We start from the raw sequence: 24,431 nt of genomic DNA, 5'->3' as shown, positions 1-24,431 counted from the left end.
CACCCGGTGTGGTGGGCCCGGTTTTGCTGCTTGAGGTGGTGTGACCGTCGGGCGGTACGGAACCGGTGCCGACGAACCAGGGTCTGATTGTGCCAGAGCCGCCCGAGCACCGTGAAATCGCGACGGCGGCGCAGTGGACCATCGGCGTCAGAGGACGACGCCTCCACACACCACGGCGACCGGTGCCCGCAGAGCCGCGATGTCGATGCGAGGGTCGGCGGCGAGCACCAGCAGGTCGGCCCGATCCCCCACCTCGCACCGTCCCGCCGACAACCATCGCCGAGCGGCGACGGTCGCCGCGGCCAGCGCACCGGTGGCGCCCCAGCCCAGTCCAGCCAACGCCGCCACCTCGTCGACGATGCGACCGTGCTCGACGAAACCGCCCGCGTCGGTGCCGGCGAACACCTGCACCCCCGCCTCGACCGCAGCGGCGAACACGGCTGGAGCCCCGGCGTGCAGCGCGCGCATGTGCGCGGCGTAGGTCGGGAACCGATCGGCGCCCTCGGCGATCGAGGGAAAGTTCTCCACCTGGATCATGGTCGGCACCAGTGCGATTCGTTTGGTGGCCAGCTGCTCGATGAGATCATCGGTCAGGCCGGTGCCGTGTTCGATGCAGTCGACGCCTGCCGCGATGGCCCCGTGCAAGGCGTCGGTGCCGAAGATGTGGGCGGTGATCCGAGCACCCTCGTCGTGCGCGGCCGCCACGGCCGCGACCAGCTGATCGTCGGTCCACAGCGGAGCGAGATCGCCGATGTCACGATCGATCCAGTCCCCCACCAGCTTCACCCATCCGTCACCGGCCCGAGCTTGGGTTCGGACCTCGGCCGCCAGCGCATCCGGGTGCTCGAGTTCGACGCCGTAGTCGCGCAGGTACCGCTTGCGACGGGCGATGTGTCTGCCTGCCCGCACGAGCACCGGCCCACCGGGGTCGCCGTCGAGGGGATGAGTGTCCACCGGTGAGCCGACCTCGCGGATCAGCAGGGCACCCGCGCGTGCATCGGCGGCTGCGAACGCGCGCGCCTGCTCGATGGTCACCCCCATCCCCGGGGCGATTCCGACGTGGTTGTGGGCGTCGACCAGACCTGGCACGATCCACCCGCCGTCGGCCACGGTCACCGCATCCGGCAGCGGCCCCTCGACGACGACGCCGTCGGCGATCCACAGCTCCACGTCACGATCCTCGACGGAATCGAGGCCACGCAGTTCGGAGTCCGGGACCACCTTCCCCAGCCCGGGAACTCGACCCCGGATGTGCAGTTGATCCACGCCGAACCTCCTCTGCGGCAACCGCATTCGCGGCAGATCTCAGCCGCGCTTCTTCGGCTGGAACTGCGAGATGTCGATGCCCTCGAGCCCCGGCGGGAGCTGATCGAGTCCGGGCGGCATGTTCGACAGATCGGGGAATCCGGGTGGCATGCCCGGCATCCCAGGCATCCCGCCACGCACCTTGGGCGGGGTGGGCCCGCGCCCGCCCTTCTTGCCTTTCTTGCCCTTCTTGCTGCGTCGGTTGCCCCCGGGCATGCCCATCCGGCCCGACATGGCCGACATCATCTTGCGGGCCTCGAAGAAGCGGTCCACCAGCTGGTTGACCTCACTGACCGCCACCCCGGATCCGTTGGCGATGCGCAGACGGCGCGAGGCGTTGATGATCTTGGGGTTGTCGCGTTCGGCTGGGGTCATGCCGCGGATGATCGCCTGCACCCGGTCGAGTTGTTTGTCGTCGACCTGGCTGAGCACGTCCTTCATCTGGCCCGCGCCGGGCAGCATCCCCAGGATGTTGCCGATGGGCCCCATCTTTCGGATCATCTGCATCTGCTCGAGAAAGTCCTCCAGCGTCAGCTCGCCCTGGGTGATCTTGGCGGCTGCCGCCTCGGCCTGCTGGGCGTCCCAGTGCTCCTCGGCCTGCTCGATGAGCGACAGCACGTCGCCCATGCCCAGGATGCGACTGGCCATCCGGTCGGGATGGAAGGTGTCGAACTCATCGAGTTTCTCGCCCGTGGAGGCGAACATGATCGGTTTCCCGGTGATCTCGCGGACCGACAGCGCTGCGCCGCCGCGGGCGTCACCGTCGAGCTTGGTCAGCACGACACCGGTGAACCCGACTCCGGCAGCGAATGCCTCAGCGGTGGTGACGGCGTCCTGGCCGATCATCGCGTCGACCACGAAGAAGATCTCGTCGGGTGAGATGGCGTCGCGGATCCCCGCGGCCTGGGCCATCAGCTCGTCGTCGAGACCCAACCGGCCGGCGGTGTCGACGATGACGACGTCGTGCTGACGTGAGCGGGCCTCGGCGATACCTGAGCGAGCCACCTCGATGGGATCGGCCGCGCTGATGCCCAGCTCGCCTTCGCCGCCGACCGACGTTCCCGGATGCGGGGCGTACACCGGTACCGCGGCGCGTTCGCCGACGATCTGCAGCTGCCCCACCGCACCCGGACGCTGCAGGTCACAGGCCACCAGAATCGGGGTGTGCCCCTGCTTCTTGAGCCATGCGGCCAGCTTTCCGGCCAGCGTCGTCTTTCCGGCACCCTGCAGACCGGCCAGCATGATGACCGTCGGCGGGGTCTTGGCGAAACTGATGCGCCGGGTCTCTCCACCAAGGATGCCGACGAGTTCCTCGTTGACGATCTTGACGATCTGCTGCGCCGGGTTCAGCGCACCGGAGACCTCCGCACCCTTGGCACGCTCCTTGATCCGGGCGATGAACCCGCGCACGACGACCAGGGAGACGTCGGCATCGAGCAGCGCGAGCCGGATCTCCCGACACGTGCGGTCGATGTCGGCGTCGGAGAGCTTTCCCTTGCCACGCAGGTCTTTGAGGGCCCCGGTCAACCGGTTGGACAGCGAATCGAACATGCCCCCACCCTATCCGCACCGGATCCGCAGGCCCCGGCGCCGCGGCTCACCCGCCGATGGGCACTCCGGATCGACTCGATCCCGATGCGGTCGGCCCGTCTGGAGACGAAGACACCGGCTGCGGTGGCGGGACCACCGTGAGAACCCCCGCCGCCAACGCCTGCCGGACCGCAGGACTGTCCTCGCCGAGGACGAGGCAGAAGGTGTCGATCACGGTGCCGCCCATCGTCTGCACGTTGGCCCATTCGATGGTGGCGCCGTGGCGTTCGATCTCGGCCGCGATCCGACACAGCAGCCCGATCCGGTCGGCAGCACGCACCTCCATGATCGCCCGCGTGTGCAGGCGCTGCGGATCGTCGGGGACGTCGAACCACAGGACCCGCGGTGGGGCCAAGGCGAACAGGGCAGGCACCGCCACCGAGGCGCCCTCGGTGTCGGCAATCGGCGGCGGTGCCACCGGGATGGGCGATTCTCGTTCTCTCGCATCGATTCTCGCCACCACGTCGAGGGTTCCCGCAGTCGCCTGCAACAACTGCTGGCGCAACAGCCCAGCATCGGGCGGGTCACCGAAGAGCGGGATCACCCGGAAGGTGTTGACGACGCTGCCCGCATGAGCCTGCACGTCGGCGCTGCGACACCGCAGACCGTTGAGTGAGAGCACCCCAGCCATCCGTGACAACGCGCCCGGCTGATCCGGGGTGATCATGGTGACCACGTGGGTGTGTTGCCCGTCACCGGGCTCGATGCCGACGAACACTCCGCCCGCCTCGGCTCGGCGGCGTTGCTCGGCGGTCAAGGGTTCAGGGGGATGCTGTTCCTCACCATCCATGGCGGCCAGGCACTTTCGCACCAGATCACCGATCAGCGACGCCTTCCAGTCACCCCACACCCCCGGCCCGGTCGCCAACGAGTCGGCCTCGGCCAGAGCGGCGAGCAGTTCCAACAGTTGCCGGTCGCCGCCGAGGGTGTCGATGACCTCACGGGTGGTGGCGGGGTCGTCGAGGTCGCGCCGGGTGGCGGTGATCGGCAGCAACAGGTGGTGACGCACCATCGCCGAAAGGGTGGCCACGTCCTGTGGCCACAACCCGAAGCGGTTGCCGATCTGGGTGGCCAGCTCGGCCCCGACGATGCTGTGATCGGATCCTCGGCCCTTGCCCAGATCGTGCAGCAGAGCGCCGAGGACCAGCAGATCGGGCCGAGAGACCCGGGTGGTCATGTGCGATGCGTTGGCCGCCGTCTCCACGAGGTGCCGATCGACGGTCCAGGTGTGGATCGGGTCCCGCGGCGGCAGGTCACGCACCGCACCCCACTCCGGGAGCAGCCGCCCCCACAGTCCGGTCCGGTCCAACGCCTCGATCGGGGCCACCATGTGGCGGCCGGTGCCCAGCAGCACCAACAGATCGCTCAGTGCCTCCGATGGCCATGGCTCACGTAGCTCGGGGGCGTAGTCGGCCAGCCGACTCAGAGTGGAAGCGCTGATGGGCAACCCCGTGCGTGCCGAGGCGCTGGCCACCCGCAGGATCAGGCCGGGGTCCTTCGACGGGATGGCGTTGCGTGCCAGCACCACTTCCCCCGCGTGCTCGACCACGCCTTCGTCGAGGGGACGGCGGACCGGCGAGCGCCGCAGCTTCGACAGACCGCGTCGCGGCAAGGCGTTGCCTGCCGTCCGCAGACCCACGTCGACGGCGTAGCTGATGGTCCGCGCACTGTCGCTGATGATGCGGGCGAGGTCGAACCGGTCACCGATGCGCAGCGCGGCAGCGATCTCGTCGGCATCCTGTGCGCGCAACTGCTCGCGTGGTCGCCCGGCGATCCGGTGCAGTTCGGTACGCATGTCGAGCAGCCGACCGTATGCGGTGTGCAGCCCACGCCCGGGCGAGTCCGGCCGCAGATGGCCCATCCCGTCGGTCAGCTGGGCGATGGCCAGCGCGCCGAGCATCTGCACATCGCGCAGACCACCGCGACCGTTCTTCAGGTCGGGCTCGGCGCGGTGGGCGATGTCGCCGCTACGCCGCCAGCGATCGCCGGCCTGCTCGACGAGCTCGGGGAACCGGGTGCGAATGTCGGTGCGCCACTGGGTGCGCACCCCGCTGATCAGCAGCTCGGTGAGCCGCTCGTCGCCGGCGATGTGACGGGCCTCGAGCAACCCGAGGGAAGCGGTCATGTCTGATGCCGCCACCTGCAACGCCTGCGGCACGGTCCGCACGCTGTGATCGAGCTTGATGTTGGCGTCCCACAGCGGGTACCAGAGTCCGTCGGCCACCTCACCCACGCGCTCGGGATCCATGTCGTCGTGCAACAGGATGAGATCGAGATCGGAGTGCGGCAACAACTCTCGGCGACCGAGGCCGCCCACGGCAACGATGGCGAAGCCGCTGTCAGGGCGCACCCCGATCTCGGCTCCCTTGGTGGTCAACCAGAAGTCGTGGAGGTCGACGAACACCTCGCGTAGCGCGGGCGCATCGACGCGTTTGGCGCCGGCTGCAGTGGTGAGCAGTTGCTTGCGCGCAGCGACCAGATCCGTTGCGGCACCAGATGTCTCACCAGACGGGGAAGGCCCCGCGTTCGACGTCTTGTCGGACGCGGGGCCTGCCTGACGTGGTTCGCCGTGCGAGGTGGATCCGCCGTTGACGAAAGGCACGCAGATCTGTTCCGGGTCAGAGCGCGTCGGAGCCGCGTTCGCCGGTGCGCACTCGCACCACCGAGTCGACCGGCGACACCCACACCTTTCCGTCGCCGATCTTGCCGGTCCGTGCGGCCTCGACGATCACGTCGACGACCTTGTCCACTGCACTGTCGTCGACGACCACCTCGACGCGCACCTTGGGCACGAAGTCGACCGAGTACTCCGCTCCTCGGTACACCTCGGTGTGGCCCTTCTGGCGACCGTAGCCCTGCACCTCACTGACCGTCATGCCCAAGACACCTGCCTGCTCCAGGCCGGTCTTGACGTCCTCGAGCGTGAACGGCTTGACGATTGCGGTGATCAGCTTCACTGACTTCATCCCTCCTTGCCGAGAGCGGTCCCGCTCTGGCTGAAAACGCTTCCGGTACCACCGCCAAGGGTGGCGTAGTCATACGCCGACTCGGCGTGCTGCGACTCGTCGGCTCCTTCGTCCTCGCCCTCGGCGTCGATCCGCAGGCCGATCGTGTACTTGATCGCCAGCGCGATGACAGCGGTGGCGACCGCAGAGTAGCCGAGAACCGCGAAGGCTCCGACCGCCTGCTTGCCCAGCTGATCGAATCCGCCACCGTAGAACAGCCCGTCGACGGCAGCCGGGGCCTCCTTGGTGGCCACCAGACCCACCATCAACGTACCCAACAGACCTCCGACGAGGTGGACGCCGACCACGTCGAGGGAGTCGTCGAAGCCCAGCTTGAACTTCAGACCCACGGCCAGCGCACAGATCGCACCGGCGACGACACCGATGGCCAGCGCGCCCACCACGTTCACCGACGAACACGACGGGGTGATGGCGACCAGTCCGGCCACCACGCCGGAGGCGCCACCGAGCGAGGTGGCGTGACCGTCGCGGATGACCTCCACGACCAACCACGCCAGCATCGCTGCGGCGGTGGCAACAGTGGTCGTGACGAAGGTGGAGCCGGCGATACCGTTGGACGTGGTGGCCGAACCGGCATTGAAGCCGTACCAGCCGAACCACAGCAGACCGGCGCCGAGCATCACGAACGGAAGGTTGTGTGGACGCATGGGCGTGGTCGGCCACCCGCGTCGTTTGCCCAGGATGATCGCGAGCACCAGGCCCGCGATACCGGCGTTGATGTGCACCGCGGTACCGCCGGCGAAGTCGATCGCCTTGAGCTTGTTGGCAATCCAGCCGCCCGTGTCGCCGGTGTAGCCGTCAAAGGCGAACACCCAGTGCGCGACCGGGAAGTAGACGATCGTCGACCAGAGCGCGGTGAAGGCGGCCCAGGCACTGAACTTCATGCGATCGGCGACCGCACCCGAGATCAAGGCCACCGTGATGATGGCGAACATGAGCTGGAACATCACGAACACGGTGAGCGGGAGGCTGCCGAAGACCGGGATGTTCACCGCGTCAGATGCCTCGGTGCCGGTGGCCTGATCCGCGGCGACCGCAGCCGCACCGTTGCCACTGATGACACCCTTGAGCCCGAAGTACTTCGCCGGGTCACCGATCAGGTTGCCCTTGTCCTCACCGAAGGCCATCGAGAATCCGTAGAGCACCCACAGCACGGTGACGATGCCCATCGAGATGACGCTCATCATGATCATGTTCAGCACGCTCTTCGCGCGCACCATGCCGCCGTAGAAGAACGCCAATCCCGGGGTCATCAGCAGCACGAGCGCCGAGCTCGCGAGCATCCAGGCGGTGTCGCCGGTATCCGGGACACCCATTACGGGGTAAGCCACCCTAATTCCTCCTCGATTTCTGCGACCGCGGGCTCACGCCGCGGCGTCGATCTGCCGAGAAGGTTCCTATCCCGATGTTTCAGCCATGGCGATAGCGTGTTTCTCCCACGTGAACGGAACGGCCATCAATATTTCCGCCATGTATCGCCGCAGCTCGCCGATCACGTTTCTACAGCGAACTAACTCCAAAACTCGGTCACAACGGGCAAATACCGCGTGTCCGACACTCTTCAGTCGAGCAGCGCGTCGACGAACGCACGCGGCTCGAACGGGGCCAGGTCATCGGCCCCCTCCCCCAGCCCGACCAGCTTCACCGGCACGCCCAACTCGTGCTGCACATGGAAGACGATGCCGCCCTTGGCGGTTCCGTCCAGCTTGGTCAACACCACCCCGGTGATGTCGACAACCTCGGCGAAGACCTTGGCCTGGGCCATGCCGTTCTGACCGGTGGTGGCGTCGAGCACCAACAGCACCTCGTCGACCTTCGCCTTCTTCTCGATCACCCGTTTGACTTTGCCCAGCTCGTCCATCAGCCCGGTCTTGGTGTGTAGGCGCCCGGCCGTGTCGACCACCACCACGTCGGCGCCGTCGGCCACCCCGGCAGCCACCGCATCGAAAGCCACCGATGCCGGGTCAGCTCCCTCCTTGCCGCGCACCACCTCAGCGCCCACGCGCTCGGCCCACGTCTGCAGCTGATCGGCCGCGGCGGCCCGGAAGGTGTCGGCTGCGCCCAAGGTCACCCGACGGCCGTCGGCCACCAGCACCCGCGCCAACTTGCCCACCGTGGTGGTCTTGCCGGTGCCGTTCACACCCACGACCAACAGCACTGCGGGGGTGTCGGCATGCGGGAGTGCTCGGATGGAGCGGTCGAGGTCGGGCAGCAGTGCCTCCACGAGCACCGATCGCAACAGCTCCCTCACCTCAGCGGGCGTGCGGACCGTCGAGGACGCCAACCGGGTACGCAACTTCGCGACGATGTCGATCGAGGTGGCGGTACCCAGGTCGGCACCGAGCAACGTGTCCTCGACGGCCTCCCACGAGTCCTCGTCGAGGTTGCCGGTACCGAGCAACTTGAGGACCCCCTTGCCCAGGGCGCCCTGTGACCGCGCCAGCCGGCCCCGCAGACGATGCAGACGGCCGCTGACCGGTTCGATCTCGTCGAGTGGCGGCGCCGAGTCGAGCAGCGCGTCGGTGTCGGTGCCCGGCTCGACGGCCGGCTCGACGTCGGTGTCGACCGCACCGGTTTCCGGCGCAGTCGGATCTGCAGATGCCCGCCCAGCAGAGATCGAATCCGCCGGAAGGTCGGGCAGGTTGACCTCCTGGATGGACCGCCGCTGAGAATCCCGGGGCACCGAGGCGTCGTCACCGACCCGGGGCTGACCGTCGGTGTCGGTCCGCTCGGGCAGCAACGTCGGCGGTTCCACCGTGTCCGTGCCGCCCTGCGAGAAGCTGAACCCACCGGTGGCGGTGTACCCGCCCGAGCGGTCCACCTCACGGGTGCTCGAACCGGGCGGCGTCTGGTCGTCGAGGTGGATCTGGCGCCGCCGGGACAACAGCAGGCCGGTGCCCACGCCAATCGCCAGCAGCACGAGGACGGCGACGACGATGGCAATGATGATCTCGGTGCTCACCCGGCCATTGTGTCAGGACCCGGGTCGCAGGCTCGGGCTGCGGGCGCCGCGCCCGCGTTCAGGTCCCGATGTCCACGCCCCGCAACCGCTGCGAGATGACGGTGGTGATCCCATCGCCCTGCATGCTCACGCCGTACAACGCGTCGGCGATCTCCATGGTGGGCTTCTGATGGGTGATGACGATCAACTGAGACCGCTCCCGAAGCTGTTCGAACAACATGATCAGCCGCCGAAGATTGGTGTCGTCGAGCGCGGCCTCCACCTCGTCCATCACATAGAACGGTGACGGTCGGGCCCGGAAGATGGCCACCAGCATCGCGACCGCGGTCAGCGACTTCTCGCCGCCGGAGAGCAACGACAGTCGCTTGACCTTCTTGCCCGGCGGACGGGCCTCCACTTCGATGCCGGTGGTCAGCATGTCGCCGGGATCGGTCAACAGCAGCCGCCCCTCACCACCCGGGAACAGCGTGGTGAACACGGCCGCGAACTCGCGCTCGACATCGGCGTAGGCCTCGGTGAACACCTGCAGGATCTTCGCGTCCACGTCGTCGACCACGTCGAGCAGGTCACGGCGGGCACTCTTGACGTCCTCGAGCTGGGTGGACAGGAACGTGTAGCGCTCCTCCAGTGCGGCGAACTCCTCGAGCGCCAACGGGTTCACCTTGCCCAGCGTGGTCAGGTCCTTCTGCGCCTTCTTGGCGCGGGCCTCCTGAGTGGCGCGATCGAACCGCATCGCGGTGGGCGCCACCACCGACTCGCCGCGCTCGCGAGCCTGGTGATACTCGGCCATTTCCAGCTCGGTCGGCGGCATCTCGACATCAGGTCCGTACTCGGCCAACAACTCGTCGAGTCCGATGGCGAGGGAGTCGCGGATCTGCTCTTCGAGCTGTTCCACCCGCAGCGTGACCTGGGCGCCGGCAAGCTCGTCGCGATGCAGGTCCTCACGCAGGCGCGACAATGTCGCGCCGAGCTCGGTCACCGCCGCGCGGGCGGCGTCCCGCTCGGCCACCTGGGCGACCCGACGCTCCTCGAGGTCGTCGCGGGTGGACTGCGCGGTGGCCACGGCAGCGTGTAGCCGTTGCGCGATCTGGTCCGCGCCCTGCACCACTGCGGCAGCGACGGCCGCCGCATGCGCGCGGGCCCGGTTCTGTTGCTCAGCGCGAGCCCGCGCTTGACGTTCCGCCGCGGCCGACCGACGCAGCGAGTCGGCCCGACCCCGAACCGAGGCCAGCCGCTCCTCCGCGGTCCGCAGGGCCAGACGAGCCTCGGTCTCCTCTGCGCGTGCGGTCGACACGGCGGCTGCAGCAGCCACACGCTCGGCGTCAGCCCCGCCGTCGGTCTCGGTGTCGGCCGGTTGGGCGCGCGCCGCGCGCAACCGCTCCTCCATCTCCTGCAGCTGCGCCAATGCCTGGCTACGACCCGACTCCACCACGGTTCGCTGCGCGGTGAGGCGCTCCTGTTCATCGCGCGCGGCCCGAACACTCTGGCCGAGGCGAGCCAGTTGCTCGTAGACCGCTCCGACGGTGGCGTCGGATTCGTGCAGCGCGGCCAACGCCTCCTCCGCCGACTCCCGACGCTGCTCCTGTTCGGCGGTGGCCCCGGCCAGCGCCGCGGCCAGCTCTGCGGCCTGTCGTCGCGATGCCGCGAGATCGGCTGTGGCGCTGTCGATGTCGGCCTGCACCTCGATGGTCGACGGCCCCTTGCCCGAGCCGCCGCTGATCCATCCTGGTCCGATCACGTCCCCGTCGAGGGTCACCACGTCGAGCCGGCGACCCTGATCGCGGGCGGCGGCGACCACCGCCGCGGCCACCGCGTCGTCATCGGCGATGACCACCCGCGCCAACACCAGATCTATTGCGCCACGCAGGGATGCAGCCACCGAGACCACGCTCGCAGCCCAGCGTGCACCCGGCGGCAGCGGCTGCGGGTCCGATGCCGGACGAGCCACCCCCGAGATGACCAGCGCCGCGCGACCCGCGTCGGCCGACTTCAAGGCGGCGATGGCCGCGCGCGCACTGGGCTCATCGGATGCGATCAGCGCATCGACCGCCGGGCCCAACGCCGCCGCGATCGCCGCCTCGTACCCGGGATCGGTCCGCAGCTGATCCGACAACACCCCGCCCACACCGGCCTGCGCATGCTCGAGCAACCACGCTCCGCCGTCGCGGCGGGTCAAGCCCATCGACAACGCGTCGATCCGAGCGGTCAACGATGCCACCCGCTGTTCGGCGGCACGCTCGGCCGCCTGTAGTTCAGCGACCCGGGCGTTGGCGGCGTTGAGGGCGGCGACGGTGCGCTCATGGTGTTCGTCGAGTCCCTGCTCGGAGGCGTCGAGGTCGGCGATGGTGGCCTGCACCGCGTCGAATTCGACCTGCGCGGCCTCGGCACGCGCAGCCGCATCAGCGATCGCCGCGGTGAGACGCGCAGCCTCGGCGTCGGTCGACTCGGCACGAGTGGCCAGGTTGGTCACCTGACCTTCCAGACGTACCAGGCCCTCGCGACGGTCGGCCACCGCACGCACCGCAGCCATGTGTGCCGATTCCGCCGCCGCAGCCGCAGACTCTGTGGCGGCCAATGTTTCTCGGGCGATCTGAAGTTCCTCGAACGCCACCTCGACGCCCGCGGTCAGGGCAGCTTCCTCCTCGGCGGCCGCGGCGGCCTGCGCCTCCAACGCATCGGGGTCACGCCCGGTCTCGACGATCACCGGCTCGGCCAGATGCCGAGCCCGCTCGGCGGCCACCCGTCGCGTCGCATCGACCCGCTCGGCCAACGCCGACAGCCGGAACCACGACGAACCCGCCGCAGCCGCCGCGGGTGCGATCGCGGCGACCGCTCGCTCGTATCGGTTCATCGCCGTCGTCGCCTGCTCGAGCTGTCGGGCCACCGCATCGGCCTTGGCTCGCAGCTCGCGTTCGATCTCGGCCCGATCAGCCGCCGAAGCCCGCAGCGTCACCAGATCGTCGGCGGCCAGCCGAAGCCGCGCATCCCGCAGATCTGCCTGCACCGTCTGCGCTCGGCGGGCCACCTCGGCCTGGCGACCCAAAGGCTTGAGTTGACGACGCAACTCGTCGGTCAGGTCGGTGAGGCGAGCGAGGTTGGCCTGCATCGCATCGAGCTTGCGGACGGCCTTCTCTTTACGCTTGCGATGCTTGAGAACACCGGCCGCCTCCTCGATGAAGGCACGGCGATCCTCGGGACGGGACTCCAGGATCGCCGCCAACCGACCCTGACCGACGATCACATGCATCTCGCGGCCGATACCAGAATCGCTGAGCAGTTCCTGCACGTCCATCAGCCGACACGAGGTGCCGTTGATCTCGTACTCACCGGCGCCATCGCGGAACATCCGCCGGGTCACCGACACCTCTGAGTAGTCGATCGGCAGCGCACCGTCGGAGTTGTCGATGGTCAGCGTGACCTCGGCCCGACCCAGCGGCGCGCGACCAGAGGTCCCGGCAAAGATGACGTCCTCCATCTTGCCGCCGCGCAGCGCCTTCGCCCCCTGCTCCCCCATCACCCAGGTCAACGCATCGACGACGTTCGACTTCCCCGACCCGTTGGGTCCGACCACGCAGGTGATACCGGGTTCGAACTTCAGGGTGGTGGCCGACGCGAAGGACTTGAATCCCTTCAGCGTCAGGCTCTTGAGGTGCACGGGTGAAGAGATTACCCACCGCACCCGACGTGCATCGCCATCGGCGGTTCACCGACCCGCAAGGTCGGCGTCACCTCCTCGGGCGAGTGATTCGAGCTACCGCTCGGGCCAGCAATTCGAGCTACCGCTCGGGCCAGCAATTCGAGCTACCGCTCGGGCCAGCAATTCGAGCTACCGCTCGGTGAACCCGGTCAGCCCGCCGCGCGCCGCACTCACGTCGTCGACCACCAGGTCCACCCGGCCTGCGGTGTCACCGCTGCGCAGCCGGGCCAGCAGGGCGTCGACGGCGGCACGCCGACCCTCCGCAATCACCAACACGCGCCCATCGACAAGGTTGGTGGCGTGGCCGAGAAGTCCGAGTTCCAGCGCTTGCGCGCGCGTCCACCATCGGAATCCCACGCCCTGCACGCGGCCGTGCACGTAGGCGGTCAACCGCACCGGCGGGTCGATGGTCATGACCGCATCAGACCTCGCGGGTGCCGGTGATGTCGAGGGTGACCGCAGTCCCCGCCTTCAGCGTCCGCCCGACGGTGCAGGCGGCGTCGACGGCACGTTCGACCACCGTCAGCAACCGCGTCGCGGTCGCCTCGTCAAGGGCCGACAGATCGAGTTCGAGCACCTCGTGCAGGGCCGGGTAGACCTCGTTGTCGCGGTCGGCCGCTCCGCTCACCCGGATGGTGGCCGGGTAGTCCTCACCGAGCCGACGGGCCAGCGGCACATCAGAACTCATGCCGGTGCACGCACCCAAGGCGATCTTCATCAGCTCACCCGGGGTGAACACTCCGGGACAGTCCTGCGAACCGATGAGCACCTCGGCGCCACGCGAGCTGCGCCCGGTGTATCGGCGGGTCCCGGTCCGCTCGACCCACAGGTCGGTGCCCGATCCGGTCGGGTCAGACCCAGCGGCTGCAGACCCCGCCGAAGCAGGTCCGGTCGGATCAGGTGTCGTCGCATCGGGTGCTGGGTTCATGGATCGATTGAACACCCCGATCGTGTTCCCGATTCCCGCGCCCACCACACCGTTCACCGCACGAAGCGATATCCCATCCCGGCCTCGGTCAGCAGATGTCGTGGCGTCGTGGGGTCGGGTTCGAGCTTGCGGCGCAGACCCGCGAGGTACACCCGCAGATAGTGGGTCTGCGTCTCGTAACCCGGCCCCCACACCTCGCGCAGGATCTCCCGCTGCCCCACCAACTTCCCCTCGTTGCGCACCAGCATCTCCAGCACACCCCACTCGGTCGGGGTCAGGTGCACGTCGGCCCCATCGCGACGCACCAGCTTGGCTTGCAGGTCCACCACGAACGACCCCGCGTCGACGATCGGCTCGGTGAGCCCAGGCGCCGGCGCACCGGCCCGACGCACCGCCGCCCGCAACCGGGCGAGCAGTTCTTCCATCCCGAACGGCTTGGTCACGTAGTCGTCGGCACCGGCATCGAGTGCCTGCACCTTGTCGGCGGCGTCGGTTCGGGCCGAGAGCACGATCACCGGCACGTCGGTCCAGCCGCGCAACCCGTCGAGCACCTCGAACCCGTCGAGATCAGGCAGTCCCAGATCGAGAATGATCACCTGCGGCTTGGTCTGTGCAGCCGCACGGAGTGCGCCGGCCCCACTGGAAGCGGTGGTGACGTCGAATCCGCGGGCGCGCAGGTTGATTCGCAAGGCCCGCAGGATCTGAGGTTCGTCGTCGACGACGAGCACCCGGACATGATCACCGGTGATCGACTGCGACGGTGTCTGCGACATCGCCACCTCCTTCCTGATCGCGGGCGTCGGACGGCCCGTGGGTGTCGAGCTCGACGGTCAGCGTCAGTCCCCCACCCGGGGTCTCACTCGCCTCGATGACCCCGCCCATCGCCTCGGTGAAGCCTTGGGCCACCGACAATCCCAACCCCACCCCGGAGGTCTCGTTCTGATCGCCGAAGCGACCGAAAGCCTCGAAGATGTGGCTACGCGTCTGCACCGGAACTCCGAGACCGTGATCGGCCACCCTGATCTGTGTCCGTGCTCCAGCATCTCCGGCCCCGATGGTCACGGCACCGACCTCCACGGGGCCAGAACCGCCGTGGCGCAGCGCGTTGTCGATGAGGTTGGCCAGAACACGTTCCAAGAGAACCGAATCAGCCTGCACCACAGTGGGTCCCACGTCGACCTGCACCCGGTTGACCAGCCGATCGGCGTACGCCGACATCCCCAGCAGCACCCGCCCCACCACTTCGGCGAGGTAGACGGTACGAACCTGCGGGCGCACCACACCCGCCGCCAGACGTGAGGAGTCGAGGAGATTACCCACCAGCGCGGTCAGGTGATCGGCGGATTCCTCGATGGTCGCCAGCAACTCGGCGGTGTCCTCGGGCGAGAACGACACGTCGGTACTGCGCAGGCTCGACACCGCCGCCTTGACCGCCGCCAGTGGCGTCCGCAGATCATGGCTCACCGCTGCCAGCAACGCCCGCCGCAGTTGGTCGGTCTGCGCGAGAGTGTCGGCGCGTGAGGCCTCGCGGGCCAGCCGGGCGCGCTCGGCCACCCCGGCCGCCTGCCGGGCCACGGCGGTCAACACCCGGCGATCACGACCGGCCGGCGAACCACCGCACAGCAACAACGCGAAGTGTTCACCGCCGCTGCACACCGTGTCGGCCTCGGCCGGGGTCGTCGGCGGATCGTCACCCACCGCCCCCTCGACACTCACCCCGGTCCCGCTGCCCAGTCGCACCAGTGCCGCCGATCGCTGATCGAAGGTGCTGCGCACCAACTCCAGCAGCGAGTCGAGGTCTTGGCCGGTGAGCACTGCGCCGGCGAACGTGGCCAGCAGCTCGGCTTCCCGGGCCGCCTTGATCGCTTCTCGGCGCCGGACGGTGGCCGAATCCACCAGCACCGCAACAGCGATCGCGATCGCGAGCATCACCACGATGGTCAGCAAGTTCTCCGGGCTCTCGATGGCCAGGCTGTATCGGGGTTCGGTGAACAGGAAGTTGAGCAGCAGGCCCGAGGTGATGGCGGTCAACGCCGCGGGCAGCACACCACCCAACATCGACACGGCCAACACCACGACGAAGAAGATCACCGTCTCGCTGGCGAAGCCCAGCCAGCGATCGGCGAACAACAGCACCCCGGCGGTGGCGAACGGCACCACCACCGCCAGCACCCAGGTCAGCGGACGCTGGAACCTGGTCCCGCGGATGTCGAAGGGGTTGCGTTGCCGCACTTGGTCATGGGTGACCATGTGGACGTCGATCGACCCGGATTTGCGGACCACGGTGGTGCCGGTGCCCTCGTCGAGCAGACGCGCCCACCGCGATCGGCGGGAGGTACCCATCACAAGCTGGGTGGCGTTGACCCCGCGGGCGAAGTCCAGCAGGGTGTCAGGAACCGAGTCGCCGACCACCGTGTGGATCCGGGTACCGAAACCCGCGGCCAGCTCCCCGAGTCCGGGGATCTCCCCGGTCAGCCGGTCGATCAACCCGTCGCCGCGCACCACGTGCACCGCGATCAACTCAGCACTCGATCGCGAGGCGATCCGGCTGGCTCGACGCAACAGGGTGGCCGACTCGGGTCCACCGGTGATGGCGACCACCACCCGTTCCCGCGTCTCCCAGGTGGCCGTGATGCCATGCTGCGCCCGGTAATCCGACAGCGAGTCGTCCACCCGATCGGCCAACCACAGCAACGCCAGCTCCCGCAGCGCGGTGAGGTTGCCCTGCCGGAAGTAATTGCCCAACGCCCCCTGCGCCCGCTCACCGGAATAGACCTTGCCCGCGGCCAACCGCCGCCGCAGCGCCTCCGGCGCGATGTCGACCAGCTCGATCTGATCGGCTGCCCGCACCACGTCGTCGGGCACGGTCTCACGTTGCAGCACACCGGTGATCTGGGCGACCACGTCGTTGAGACTCTCCAGATGCTGGATGTTGACTGTCGAGAGCACGGTGATCCCGGCGGCGAGCAGGTCGCGGATGTCCTCCCAGCGTTTCGCATTCGCCATCCCCGGGGCATTGGTGTGGGCCAGTTCGTCGACCAGCACCACGTCAGGGCGACGGCGCAGCACCGCGTGCAGATCGAGCTCGTCGAGCACGGTGCCGCGGTAGCGCACCGGCATCGTGGGGATCATCTCGATGCCCTCGAGCATCTGCGCGGTCGCCGCCCTCCCGTGCGTCTCCACCACCGCCGCCACCACGTCGGCACCTTCCGCGGCCAACGTCTTGGCCTGGGCCAACATCTCATACGTCTTGCCCACCCCGGGGGCGCAGCCGAGGAAGATCTGCAGCATCCCGGTCCGTGCGGCCGGTCCGGGGTGAGCGACTCGATCGGCTCGTGCCGAGGAGTGGGCCACCTCGTCGCGCCCCCGATCGTCGGCAGGCATGGTCGAGCTCGACGTCATCGCCTGATCTTCCTCCACCGATGCCTCGACGTGCCACCGCCGCACCAGCTCGGGGTACCTACTGGCACGTGGCCGCAACGAGCCCGAGCCCGACGTTCACCTTCAGCACGTTGACCCGCGGCTGCCCCAAGAACCCCAACTGCCGTCCGCTGGTGTGCTCGTCGATGATCGCGCGCACCCGCTCCAGTGACATCCCGGTGACGCGGGCGATCCGTGGCGCCTGCAGCCGGGCGTAGGCGATGCTGATGTCGGGGTCGAGACCAGAACCCGGCCCGGTCACCGCATCGGCGGGCACGCGCTCGGGCGACACGCCTTCGCGAGCGGCGATGGCGGTACGCCGAGCGTTGATCCAGCCCAGCAGTTTCTCGCTGTTGGGTCCCTGTTGGCTGGCCGCAGACGCCGACGGATCGCCCGTCGCGAAGGGGTCGTCGGCCGAACCCACGACGCGCGCGTGTAGGTAGGGATCCGGCGCACCCTTGGGAGCCTTCGGATCAATGCCGAGCAGCCCCGAGCCGACCACGCACCCGTTGCGATCGGTCACCTTCGAGCCCTCGGCCTTCGCCGAGACCACTCGCGAGATTCCCCAGACGGCAGCGGGATACACCGCACCGAGGATCACGGTGAGGCCGATGAGAACAGCCAGACCGACCAGGAACTGACGACCGAAGAGTCGGAAGACGAGCATTGTGGGCTACCCCATTCCCGGGATGAAACGGACGACGAGATCGATGAGCCAGATCCCGACGAACGGCGAGACGACGCCACCGACGCCGTAGATGAGCAGGTTGCGACCGAGCAGCGCCGAGGCCGAGCTGGGCCGGTATCGAACGCCGCGCAGCGACAGCGGGATCAGCGCGATGATGATCAGCGCGTTGAAGATCACCGCCGAGGTGATCGCCGACTCCGCCGAGTGCAGTCGCATGACGTTGAGGTCGTCGAGCTGGGGATAAATGCCCGAGAACAGCGCGGGCAGGATGGCGAAGTACTTGGCCAGATCGTTGGCCAACGAGAAGGTCGTCAGCGCACCGCGGGTGATCAGTAGCTGTTTGCCGATGGCCACCACGTCGATCAACTTGGTGGGGTCGGAGTCGAGGTCGACCATGTTGCCGGCCTCTTTGGCCGCCGAGGTCCCGGTGTTCATCGCCAGGCCCACGTCGGCTTGGGCCAGGGCCGGCGCATCATTGGTGCCGTCGCCGGTCATGGCCACCAGCCGACCTCCGGTCTGTTCCTTGCGGATCAACGCCAGCTTGTCTTCCGGCGTGGCTTCGGACACGAAGTCGTCCACGCCTGCGGTGGCAGCGATGGCGGCCGCGGTCCGCGGGTTGTCGCCGGTGACCATCACGGTGCGTATACCCATCGCCCGCATCTGCTCGAAGCGTTGCGCCATACCGGGTTTCACCACGTCCGACAGTGCGATGACACCGAGCACCGCCACCGGATCGGTGCCGGTGCGTTGGGCGACCACCAGCGGCGTGCCGCCGCTGCCCGCAATCTGATCGACCGCATCGGTCACCTCGACGGGAGCTGTTGTCCCGCCCTCACGCGCCCACCGGATCACCGCGTCTGCGGCGCCCTTACGGATGGCGTGATCGGTGGCGGCCAGATCCAGCCCACTCATCCGGGTCTCGGCGGTGAAGGCCACGATGTCTGCGGTCCCGGGATCGGGGGTCAGTGCGGCCACGTCGACGCCGTAGTCGTCGCGTGCGAGATCGATGATGCTGCGGCCCTCGGGAGTGTCGTCCCCCAGGCTCGAAAGGCATGCCGCACGCGCGATCTCGTCCACCGACACACCTGGGGCGGCGACGAATGAGGTCGCGCGCCGGTTACCGAAGGTGATGGTCCCGGTCTTGTCCATCAGCAGCGTGTCGATGTCGCCGGCCGCCTCGACCGCGCGACCCGACATGGCCAACACGTTGCGCTGCACCAGCCGGTCCATGCCGGCGATACCGATCGACGACAGCAGCGCACCGATGGTGGTGGGGATCAGACAGACCAGCAGGGCGATCAGTCGGATCGGATCGGGGGTTTCACCGGCGTACTGCTGCATCGGCCCCACCGCCACGACGGCGAGCAGGAAGATGATGGTCAGGCTGGCCAGCAGGATGTCGAGTGCGATCTCGTTGGGCGTCTTGGTGCGTGACGCGCCTTCGACCAGGGCGATCATCCGGTCGACGAACGACTCCCCGGGTGCGGTGGAGATCTGGACGACGATGCGGTCCGAGAGCACCACCGTGCCACCGGTCACTGCACACCGATCGCCGCCGGATTCCCGGATGACCGGGGCGGATTCACCGGTGATCGCCGACTCGTCGACCGTCGCGATGCCCTCGACCACGTCGCCGTCACCGGCGATCACCTCGCCGGCCTCCACCACGATGCGATCGCCGATGACCAGTTCGCCACCGGGCACCTCGGTGATGGAGCCATCGGCCCCGATGCGGCGGGCTACCGTGTCGCGCTTGACCTTTCGCAGGCTGGCGGCCTGCGCTTTGCCGCGGCCCTCGGCGACCGCCTCGGCGAGGTTGGCGAACAACACCGTGAACCACAACCAGAAAGCGATCGCCCAGGAGAACACCGACGAGTCGCCGATGGCCAGGAGGGTGGTGATGATCGCGCCGAGGTACACGACGAACATGACCGGGTTGCGAGCTTGATCGCGCGGGGTCAACTTGCGCACCGCGTCCGGGACGGCCTTGATCAACTGCACGGCAGAGAATGCGCCCGTGGTGACCAGTTCGGCGGGTTCACCTGCCGCCGTGGTGCTCTCGGTGTCGGTGATTGTCATGCGAGTGCCTCCGCGATGGGCCCCAGCGCCAGAGCCGGGAAGAAGGTGAGTCCGGCAACCAGCACGATGGTGGCCGTCAACAGGCCGGTGTACAGCGCTCCGTGGGTGGGTAGCGTGGCTGTGGACGCCGGTTTGGGTTTCTGGACGGCCAACAGACCAGCCAGTGCGAGGGTGAACACGATCGGTAGGAACCGACCCAAAAGCATGGCCACCCCCAGCGAGGTCTGAAACCAGTCGCTGGTGACGGTCAGGCCACCGAAGGCGCTGCCGTTGTTGTTCGATGCCGAGGCGTAGGCGTAGAGGACCTCGGTGAACCCATGGATGGATCCCGGTGTCCCAGGATCGCCGCTGTTGCCCTGGAATCCGGTGGTCGAGGACAAGGTCACGGTGATCGCGCTGCCGACGAGCACCAGCGCAGGCATGATCAGGATCGACAGGGCGGCGACGGTGATCTCGCGTTGACCGATGCGCTTGCCGAGGAATTCTGGGGTCCGGCCCACCAACAGTCCACCGACGAACACCGCGATGATCGCCAGCACGAGGATCCCGTACAGGCCGGTGCCGACACCGCCGGGAGCCACCTCACCGAGCAACATGTTCCACAGGACCGCCCCGCCGGATGCGGCCGAAAAACTGTCGTGTTGGGAGTTGACGGCACCGGTCGAGGTACCGGTGGTGGCCACGGCGTAGAGAACCGAGGCCGGTATCCCGAACCGCTGCTCCTTGCCTTCCATCATGGCCCCGGCCGCGGTGCCCGCGACGCCGCTGGTGCGTTCCTCGAAGCTCCAGGCGATGGTCAACATGATGCCGAACAGGGTGGTCATCACGGCAAGGATCGTCAGGCCCTGACGCCGGTCGGCGACCATCGTCGAGTAGGTGCGCGTCAGGCACACCGGGATCAGCAGCAACGCGATGATCTGGGCGATGTTGGTCAGCGGGGTGGGGTTCTCGAACGGGTGCGCCGAGTTGGTGGCCAGTGTTCCACCGCCGTTGGTACCGAGCTCTTTGATCGCCTCCTGCGAGGCGAACGGGCCGACCACCGCCTGTCCCTTGGCGCCGTCGAGTCCGGTGAAGTCAAACCCCGAGTGCCAGGACTGCACCACGCCCTGGGCCACCAGCAACACAGCGAAGATCAGGCTGAGCGGCAACAGGATTCGCAGAGTGGCACGGACCACATCCACCCAGAAGTTGCCCAGCTCACCAGATCCCGACGCCGAGATGATCCCGCGGATCAGTGCGACCGCGACCGCGAGACCGACTGCGGCCGACAGGAAGTTCTGCACCGCCAGCCCTCCTGCGGTGGTGAGGTTGCCCATCACCGCCTCGGGCGTATACGACTGCCAGTTGGTGTTGGTGACGAAGGAGACCGCGGTGTTGAACGCCATCGCACTGGGCACGCCAGGACGCCCACCCGAACCCGGTAGATGACCCTGGATGCGCTGCAGCACATAGAGGAACAACACCCCCACCAGCGAGAAGGCAAGCAGCGCAGTGGTGTACCCGACCCAGGTCTGACGTCCGGTCGGATTCACCCGAACAGCCCGGTAGAACCAGCGCTCGACAGCGAGGTCGCGACCGGAGGTGAACACCCGCGCCATGTAATCGCCTAGGGGCACATAGAAAAGGCCGAGCACCACGATCACCGAGGCGAACTGCAGCGCGGCGGCAAGAGTCGAGTTCACGCCGTTCAGAACCTCTCGGGGTAGAGCAGAGCGGCGACGAGATACACCGCGACCGCGACCACCACCACCAGCAGTACGACGTTGATCACGCCGGCCGCGGTCATCGGGACATCCTTGCCGAGACGAAGCGCAACACCAGAACACACAGACCGAAGAGGCCCAGGATGGTGAGCACGAACATCAGATCCGCCACACGAACTCCTACGTTGGGCGGCCGGGCTCTTCGTCGGCCCGACCTGCGCAGTCGATCGTGGACCGCGATGTGCAGCCAGTCCGCGGTGTTAACGCCCTTTCGACGCTCTCACCTGCGGCCTTAACGAGATGTTTGCGCGGGGGCGGCGACCTGTCGTGCGCCGTCGAGTCCGATCAACCGCAGCGGCAGCCGAGTGCAAGCGAGGTGATCGACCGCAGCATCGGCCTCGATCAGGTCACCGGTGGCCACATGAGGATCGGCCGAGACGATCGCCCGCCCATGGCTGTTGACCAACGTCGCTCGAGCAGAACGGAATTCGTCGAGGAAGAGGTCCTCCAGCGTTTCCACGAGGGTGTCGGCGCCTACCACCCCCAGCATCTCGCCGTCGACGATCACCGGCACGGTGTGGGTCATGACGTACTCGTCGGAACACACGAAATCCACATACGGGCCGGTGACATGCGGATGCCTGCTCATCGAGGGCGTTCGGAACCACTCGTTGCGGGTGTAATCGAAATCCGATCCGTGCGACGGAGTGTGATCGGCGAGCAACGTCTCGTCCTGACCCTGCCACCAGGCCAGGTAGAGCGAGCGATCGGCCAGCGCACCGGGCGCGGCCACATAACCGGCGCCGATGATCGGCGAGGTACGAAGGTGCCGGCGAACACGATCCTCGATGGCGGCGCTCGCCGCGGCGGCTGTCACCGGCCCGTGGCTGAACAGCGCCACCAGCGTCTGCCGAACGGCGACGAGTTCGGATTCCACGGCATCGAAATAGCGCTCGACCGTGGCCGCACAGGCGGCCAGGTCACTCTCGCGTGTCGCCCTCACATCGCCCCCTGTTCTCGCGCACGCCGCGCGTGCCGGCTGATCATCGCACTGTCGCATGGATCTCGGCGACGCGTTCGAGTGCCTCGGTGACATGCACGCGCATCCGTCGACGCGCGGCCTCACCATCGCGGTCGGCGATCGCGGCGATGATGGCGCGATGGTGGTGCGCCACCTGCACCCGGCAATCGCGGTCGGCCAGCGGGATACGCAACAGCGACCCGAAGTCGGCCTCAAGGGTGACGAACTCCCTTGTCACCCTGGCTGAGTGGGTGAGAGCGGCGATCGACAGTGACAGTTCGGCATCGGCCCGCCGCCACCGCCCTACGTCGTCATCGTCTTCGGCGGGCAGCAGCGAGTGCAGGAACTCCACGTCGTAGGGGTCGGCACGCTCAGCCGCGAGCTCGGCGATGCCCGTGGCGATCAGTCGGTACATCACCCCTCGGTCGCGCAGTTCCACCCGACTCATCGAGGCGAGGCGACGCGTGTCGTGAGCGTCGGTGGTGACCGGAGGCCGACACACGAAGCTGCCGCCTCCGCGACCGCGGGTGGTCACCACCAGACCCTGACTGCGCAAACCGGTCAACGCCTCGCGTGCGGTGACCGTGGCGACCCCGAGCATCGCGGCCAGTTCAGGCTCACTGGGCAGCCGCTCCCCGTCGTCGAGCACGCCAGATCGGATCGCCTCGCCGAGGCGTTGTTCGACCATCGCTGCCCTGCCCTCGGCAGCGATGGGCGCAAAGATGGCCGCGCGTGCTCGGGTCGTGGTCAGACGTCTGGCCTCCATCGGCGACCTCCTGTCGGCGGGGCGAAAGACACGGGTGCGCGCCAGATGGCTTCCACGTCGTTACCGAGTGCTAACAAAAAACACTGGGCTTTTAACATCTAGTTCTATATCTTATAGCGATCCGGCCGTGCTGTCCTCCACGAGCCGGGACGATGGAACGGACCTGCGACTGATGACGACGAGTACCGCTGCCACCACCCGATCATCGAAAGCGGCTGTCACGCCCGCGATCTCGATGCGCGGGGTGACCAAGACCTTCGGGGACGTCGCGGCCGTCGACAACCTTGATCTCGACATCGCAGACGGGGAGTTCTTCTCGATGCTGGGTCCCTCGGGCTCGGGCAAGACCACCGTTCTGCGCCTGATCGCGGGCTTTGAGCAACCGACATCGGGAACGATCACACTCGCGGGCACCGACGTCACCGGCGTCGCCCCGTTCGACCGCGACGTGAACACCGTCTTTCAGGACTACGCGCTCTTCCCACACATGACGGTCCTGGACAACGTCGCCTACGGGCTGCGCGTGCGGGGGGTGGGCAAGTCTCGGCGCCGGACCGAGGCGCTCGAGGCGCTGGGCACCGTGCAGCTGGCACACCTGGCCGATCGGCGACCCCACCAGCTTTCGGGCGGACAGCGCCAACGTGTGGCCCTCGCCCGCGCGATGGTGGTCACCCCCCGGGTGCTGCTTCTCGACGAGCCGCTCGGTGCACTCGATCTGAAACTGCGCGAGCAGATGCAGGTGGAGCTCAAACAATTGCAGCGCGACCTCGGCATCACCTTCGTCTTCGTCACCCACGACCAGGAAGAGGCACTCACCCTCAGCGACCGGGTGGCAGTGTTCAACAACGGGTCGGTGGTCCAATTGGGGACTCCGCAGCAGATCTACGAGAAACCCACATCGAGATACGTCGCGTCGTTCGTCGGCACCTCGAACATCTTCGACGACGCCACCTCCGTCGGGTTGTTGGGCCGCAGTGGCACGTTCGCACTTCGCCCGGAGCGGATCACCCTGCGCACCGATGGCGGTGGGCCCACCACTTCGACGGCGGGCACCATCGCCCGCCGCGGGGTCATCGTCGAGAGCATCTACCTCGGCAGCGGCCACCGGGTGCACGTGCGGCTCGACGACGGTACGGGGCTGATCGTCCTGGAGCAGGGAGCAGGCGAGTCCGACGACGGCGAGCGAGGCGCTGCGGTGATCGCCAGCTGGAACGAACGCGACCTCGTCGCATTGTCTTGACCCCTC

At 67.9% G+C, this 24,431-nt stretch carries 18 protein-coding genes; 1 reads left to right on the top strand and 17 read right to left on the bottom strand.

Annotated features, from left to right (window positions below):
• Positions 1-147: 147 nt before the first annotated feature.
• The 17 genes from KIK15_RS16460 to KIK15_RS16380 all read right to left on the bottom strand — a co-directional run bounded on the left by KIK15_RS16460 (position 148) and on the right by KIK15_RS16380 (position 23,185).
• Positions 148-1,170 (bottom strand): amidohydrolase family protein, encoded by a 1,023-nt coding sequence (locus tag KIK15_RS16460; RefSeq protein ID WP_374222872.1) that lies wholly within the window; start codon positions 1,168-1,170, stop codon positions 148-150.
• 135 nt (positions 1,171-1,305) lie between these two features.
• Positions 1,306-2,856 (bottom strand): signal recognition particle protein, encoded by a 1,551-nt coding sequence (gene ffh / locus KIK15_RS16455; protein WP_214245804.1) that lies wholly within the window; start codon positions 2,854-2,856, stop codon positions 1,306-1,308.
• Between the two features lie 46 nt (positions 2,857-2,902).
• Entirely contained in the window at positions 2,903-5,497 is a 2,595-nt protein-coding gene (locus tag KIK15_RS16450; protein WP_214245803.1) for a [protein-PII] uridylyltransferase, read from the bottom strand.
• Positions 5,498-5,513: 16 nt separating this feature from the next.
• Positions 5,514-5,852 (bottom strand): P-II family nitrogen regulator, encoded by a 339-nt coding sequence (locus KIK15_RS16445; protein ID WP_214245868.1) that lies wholly within the window; start codon positions 5,850-5,852, stop codon positions 5,514-5,516.
• Positions 5,853-5,857: 5 nt separating this feature from the next.
• Entirely contained in the window at positions 5,858-7,237 is a 1,380-nt protein-coding gene (locus tag KIK15_RS16440) for an ammonium transporter (RefSeq protein WP_214245867.1), read from the bottom strand.
• Between the two features lie 245 nt (positions 7,238-7,482).
• Positions 7,483-8,883, bottom strand: coding sequence for a signal recognition particle-docking protein FtsY (gene ftsY / locus KIK15_RS16435; RefSeq protein WP_214245802.1), 1,401 nt, complete (start codon positions 8,881-8,883; stop codon positions 7,483-7,485).
• A gap of 58 nt (positions 8,884-8,941) precedes the next feature.
• Positions 8,942-12,538, bottom strand: coding sequence for a chromosome segregation protein SMC (smc, locus tag KIK15_RS16430; protein ID WP_214245801.1), 3,597 nt, complete (start codon positions 12,536-12,538; stop codon positions 8,942-8,944).
• A gap of 171 nt (positions 12,539-12,709) precedes the next feature.
• Positions 12,710-12,994 (bottom strand): acylphosphatase, encoded by a 285-nt coding sequence (locus tag KIK15_RS16425; protein ID WP_214245800.1) that lies wholly within the window; start codon positions 12,992-12,994, stop codon positions 12,710-12,712.
• A gap of 7 nt (positions 12,995-13,001) precedes the next feature.
• A complete protein-coding gene (locus tag KIK15_RS16420) occupies positions 13,002-13,508 on the bottom strand; it encodes an OsmC family protein (protein WP_214245799.1) in 507 nt (168 codons plus the stop codon).
• Between the two features lie 53 nt (positions 13,509-13,561).
• Complete coding sequence (locus tag KIK15_RS16415) at positions 13,562-14,281, bottom strand: response regulator (protein ID WP_214245798.1); 720 nt, start codon at positions 14,279-14,281, stop codon at positions 13,562-13,564.
• The gene (locus tag KIK15_RS16410; RefSeq protein WP_250324869.1) at positions 14,247-16,799 is read right to left on the bottom strand and encodes a sensor histidine kinase KdpD; all 2,553 of its coding nucleotides are present in this window, start codon (positions 16,797-16,799) and stop codon (positions 14,247-14,249) included. Before KIK15_RS16410 ends, KIK15_RS16415 begins: the two co-directional genes overlap by 35 nt.
• 169 nt (positions 16,800-16,968) lie before the next feature.
• Positions 16,969-17,595: a potassium-transporting ATPase subunit C gene (locus KIK15_RS16405; protein WP_214245797.1), complete on the bottom strand. Its 627-nt coding sequence runs from the start codon at positions 17,593-17,595 to the stop codon at positions 16,969-16,971.
• Positions 17,596-17,601: 6 nt separating this feature from the next.
• The gene (gene kdpB, locus KIK15_RS16400; protein WP_214245796.1) at positions 17,602-19,695 is read right to left on the bottom strand and encodes a potassium-transporting ATPase subunit KdpB; all 2,094 of its coding nucleotides are present in this window, start codon (positions 19,693-19,695) and stop codon (positions 17,602-17,604) included.
• Positions 19,692-21,377: a potassium-transporting ATPase subunit KdpA gene (gene kdpA, locus KIK15_RS16395; protein ID WP_214245795.1), complete on the bottom strand. Its 1,686-nt coding sequence runs from the start codon at positions 21,375-21,377 to the stop codon at positions 19,692-19,694. The genes kdpB and kdpA overlap by 4 nt, the downstream gene beginning before the upstream one ends.
• 5 nt (positions 21,378-21,382) lie before the next feature.
• Positions 21,383-21,481, bottom strand: a complete 99-nt coding sequence (gene kdpF / locus KIK15_RS16390; protein WP_214245794.1) for a K(+)-transporting ATPase subunit F — start codon at positions 21,479-21,481, stop codon at positions 21,383-21,385.
• 209 nt (positions 21,482-21,690) lie between these two features.
• Positions 21,691-22,401, bottom strand: coding sequence for a cache domain-containing protein (locus tag KIK15_RS16385; protein ID WP_214245793.1), 711 nt, complete (start codon positions 22,399-22,401; stop codon positions 21,691-21,693).
• Positions 22,402-22,441: 40 nt separating this feature from the next.
• On the bottom strand, positions 22,442-23,185 hold the full coding sequence (locus KIK15_RS16380) for a FadR/GntR family transcriptional regulator (protein WP_214245792.1): 744 nt from the start codon (positions 23,183-23,185) through the stop codon (positions 22,442-22,444).
• Between the two features lie 172 nt (positions 23,186-23,357).
• Here KIK15_RS16380 and KIK15_RS16375 point away from each other — a divergent pair, with 172 nt between their 5' ends.
• Positions 23,358-24,425: an ABC transporter ATP-binding protein gene (locus KIK15_RS16375; RefSeq protein ID WP_214245791.1), complete on the top strand. Its 1,068-nt coding sequence runs from the start codon at positions 23,358-23,360 to the stop codon at positions 24,423-24,425.
• Positions 24,426-24,431: the final 6 nt, after the last annotated feature.

The sequence above is a fragment of the Williamsia sp. CHRR-6 genome, from assembly GCF_018474015.1.
GTDB lineage: Bacteria > Actinomycetota > Actinomycetes > Mycobacteriales > Mycobacteriaceae > Williamsia_A.
The sequence above is the reverse complement of the archived record's forward strand: the minus strand, read 5'-3'. Positions and strand labels throughout refer to the sequence as shown.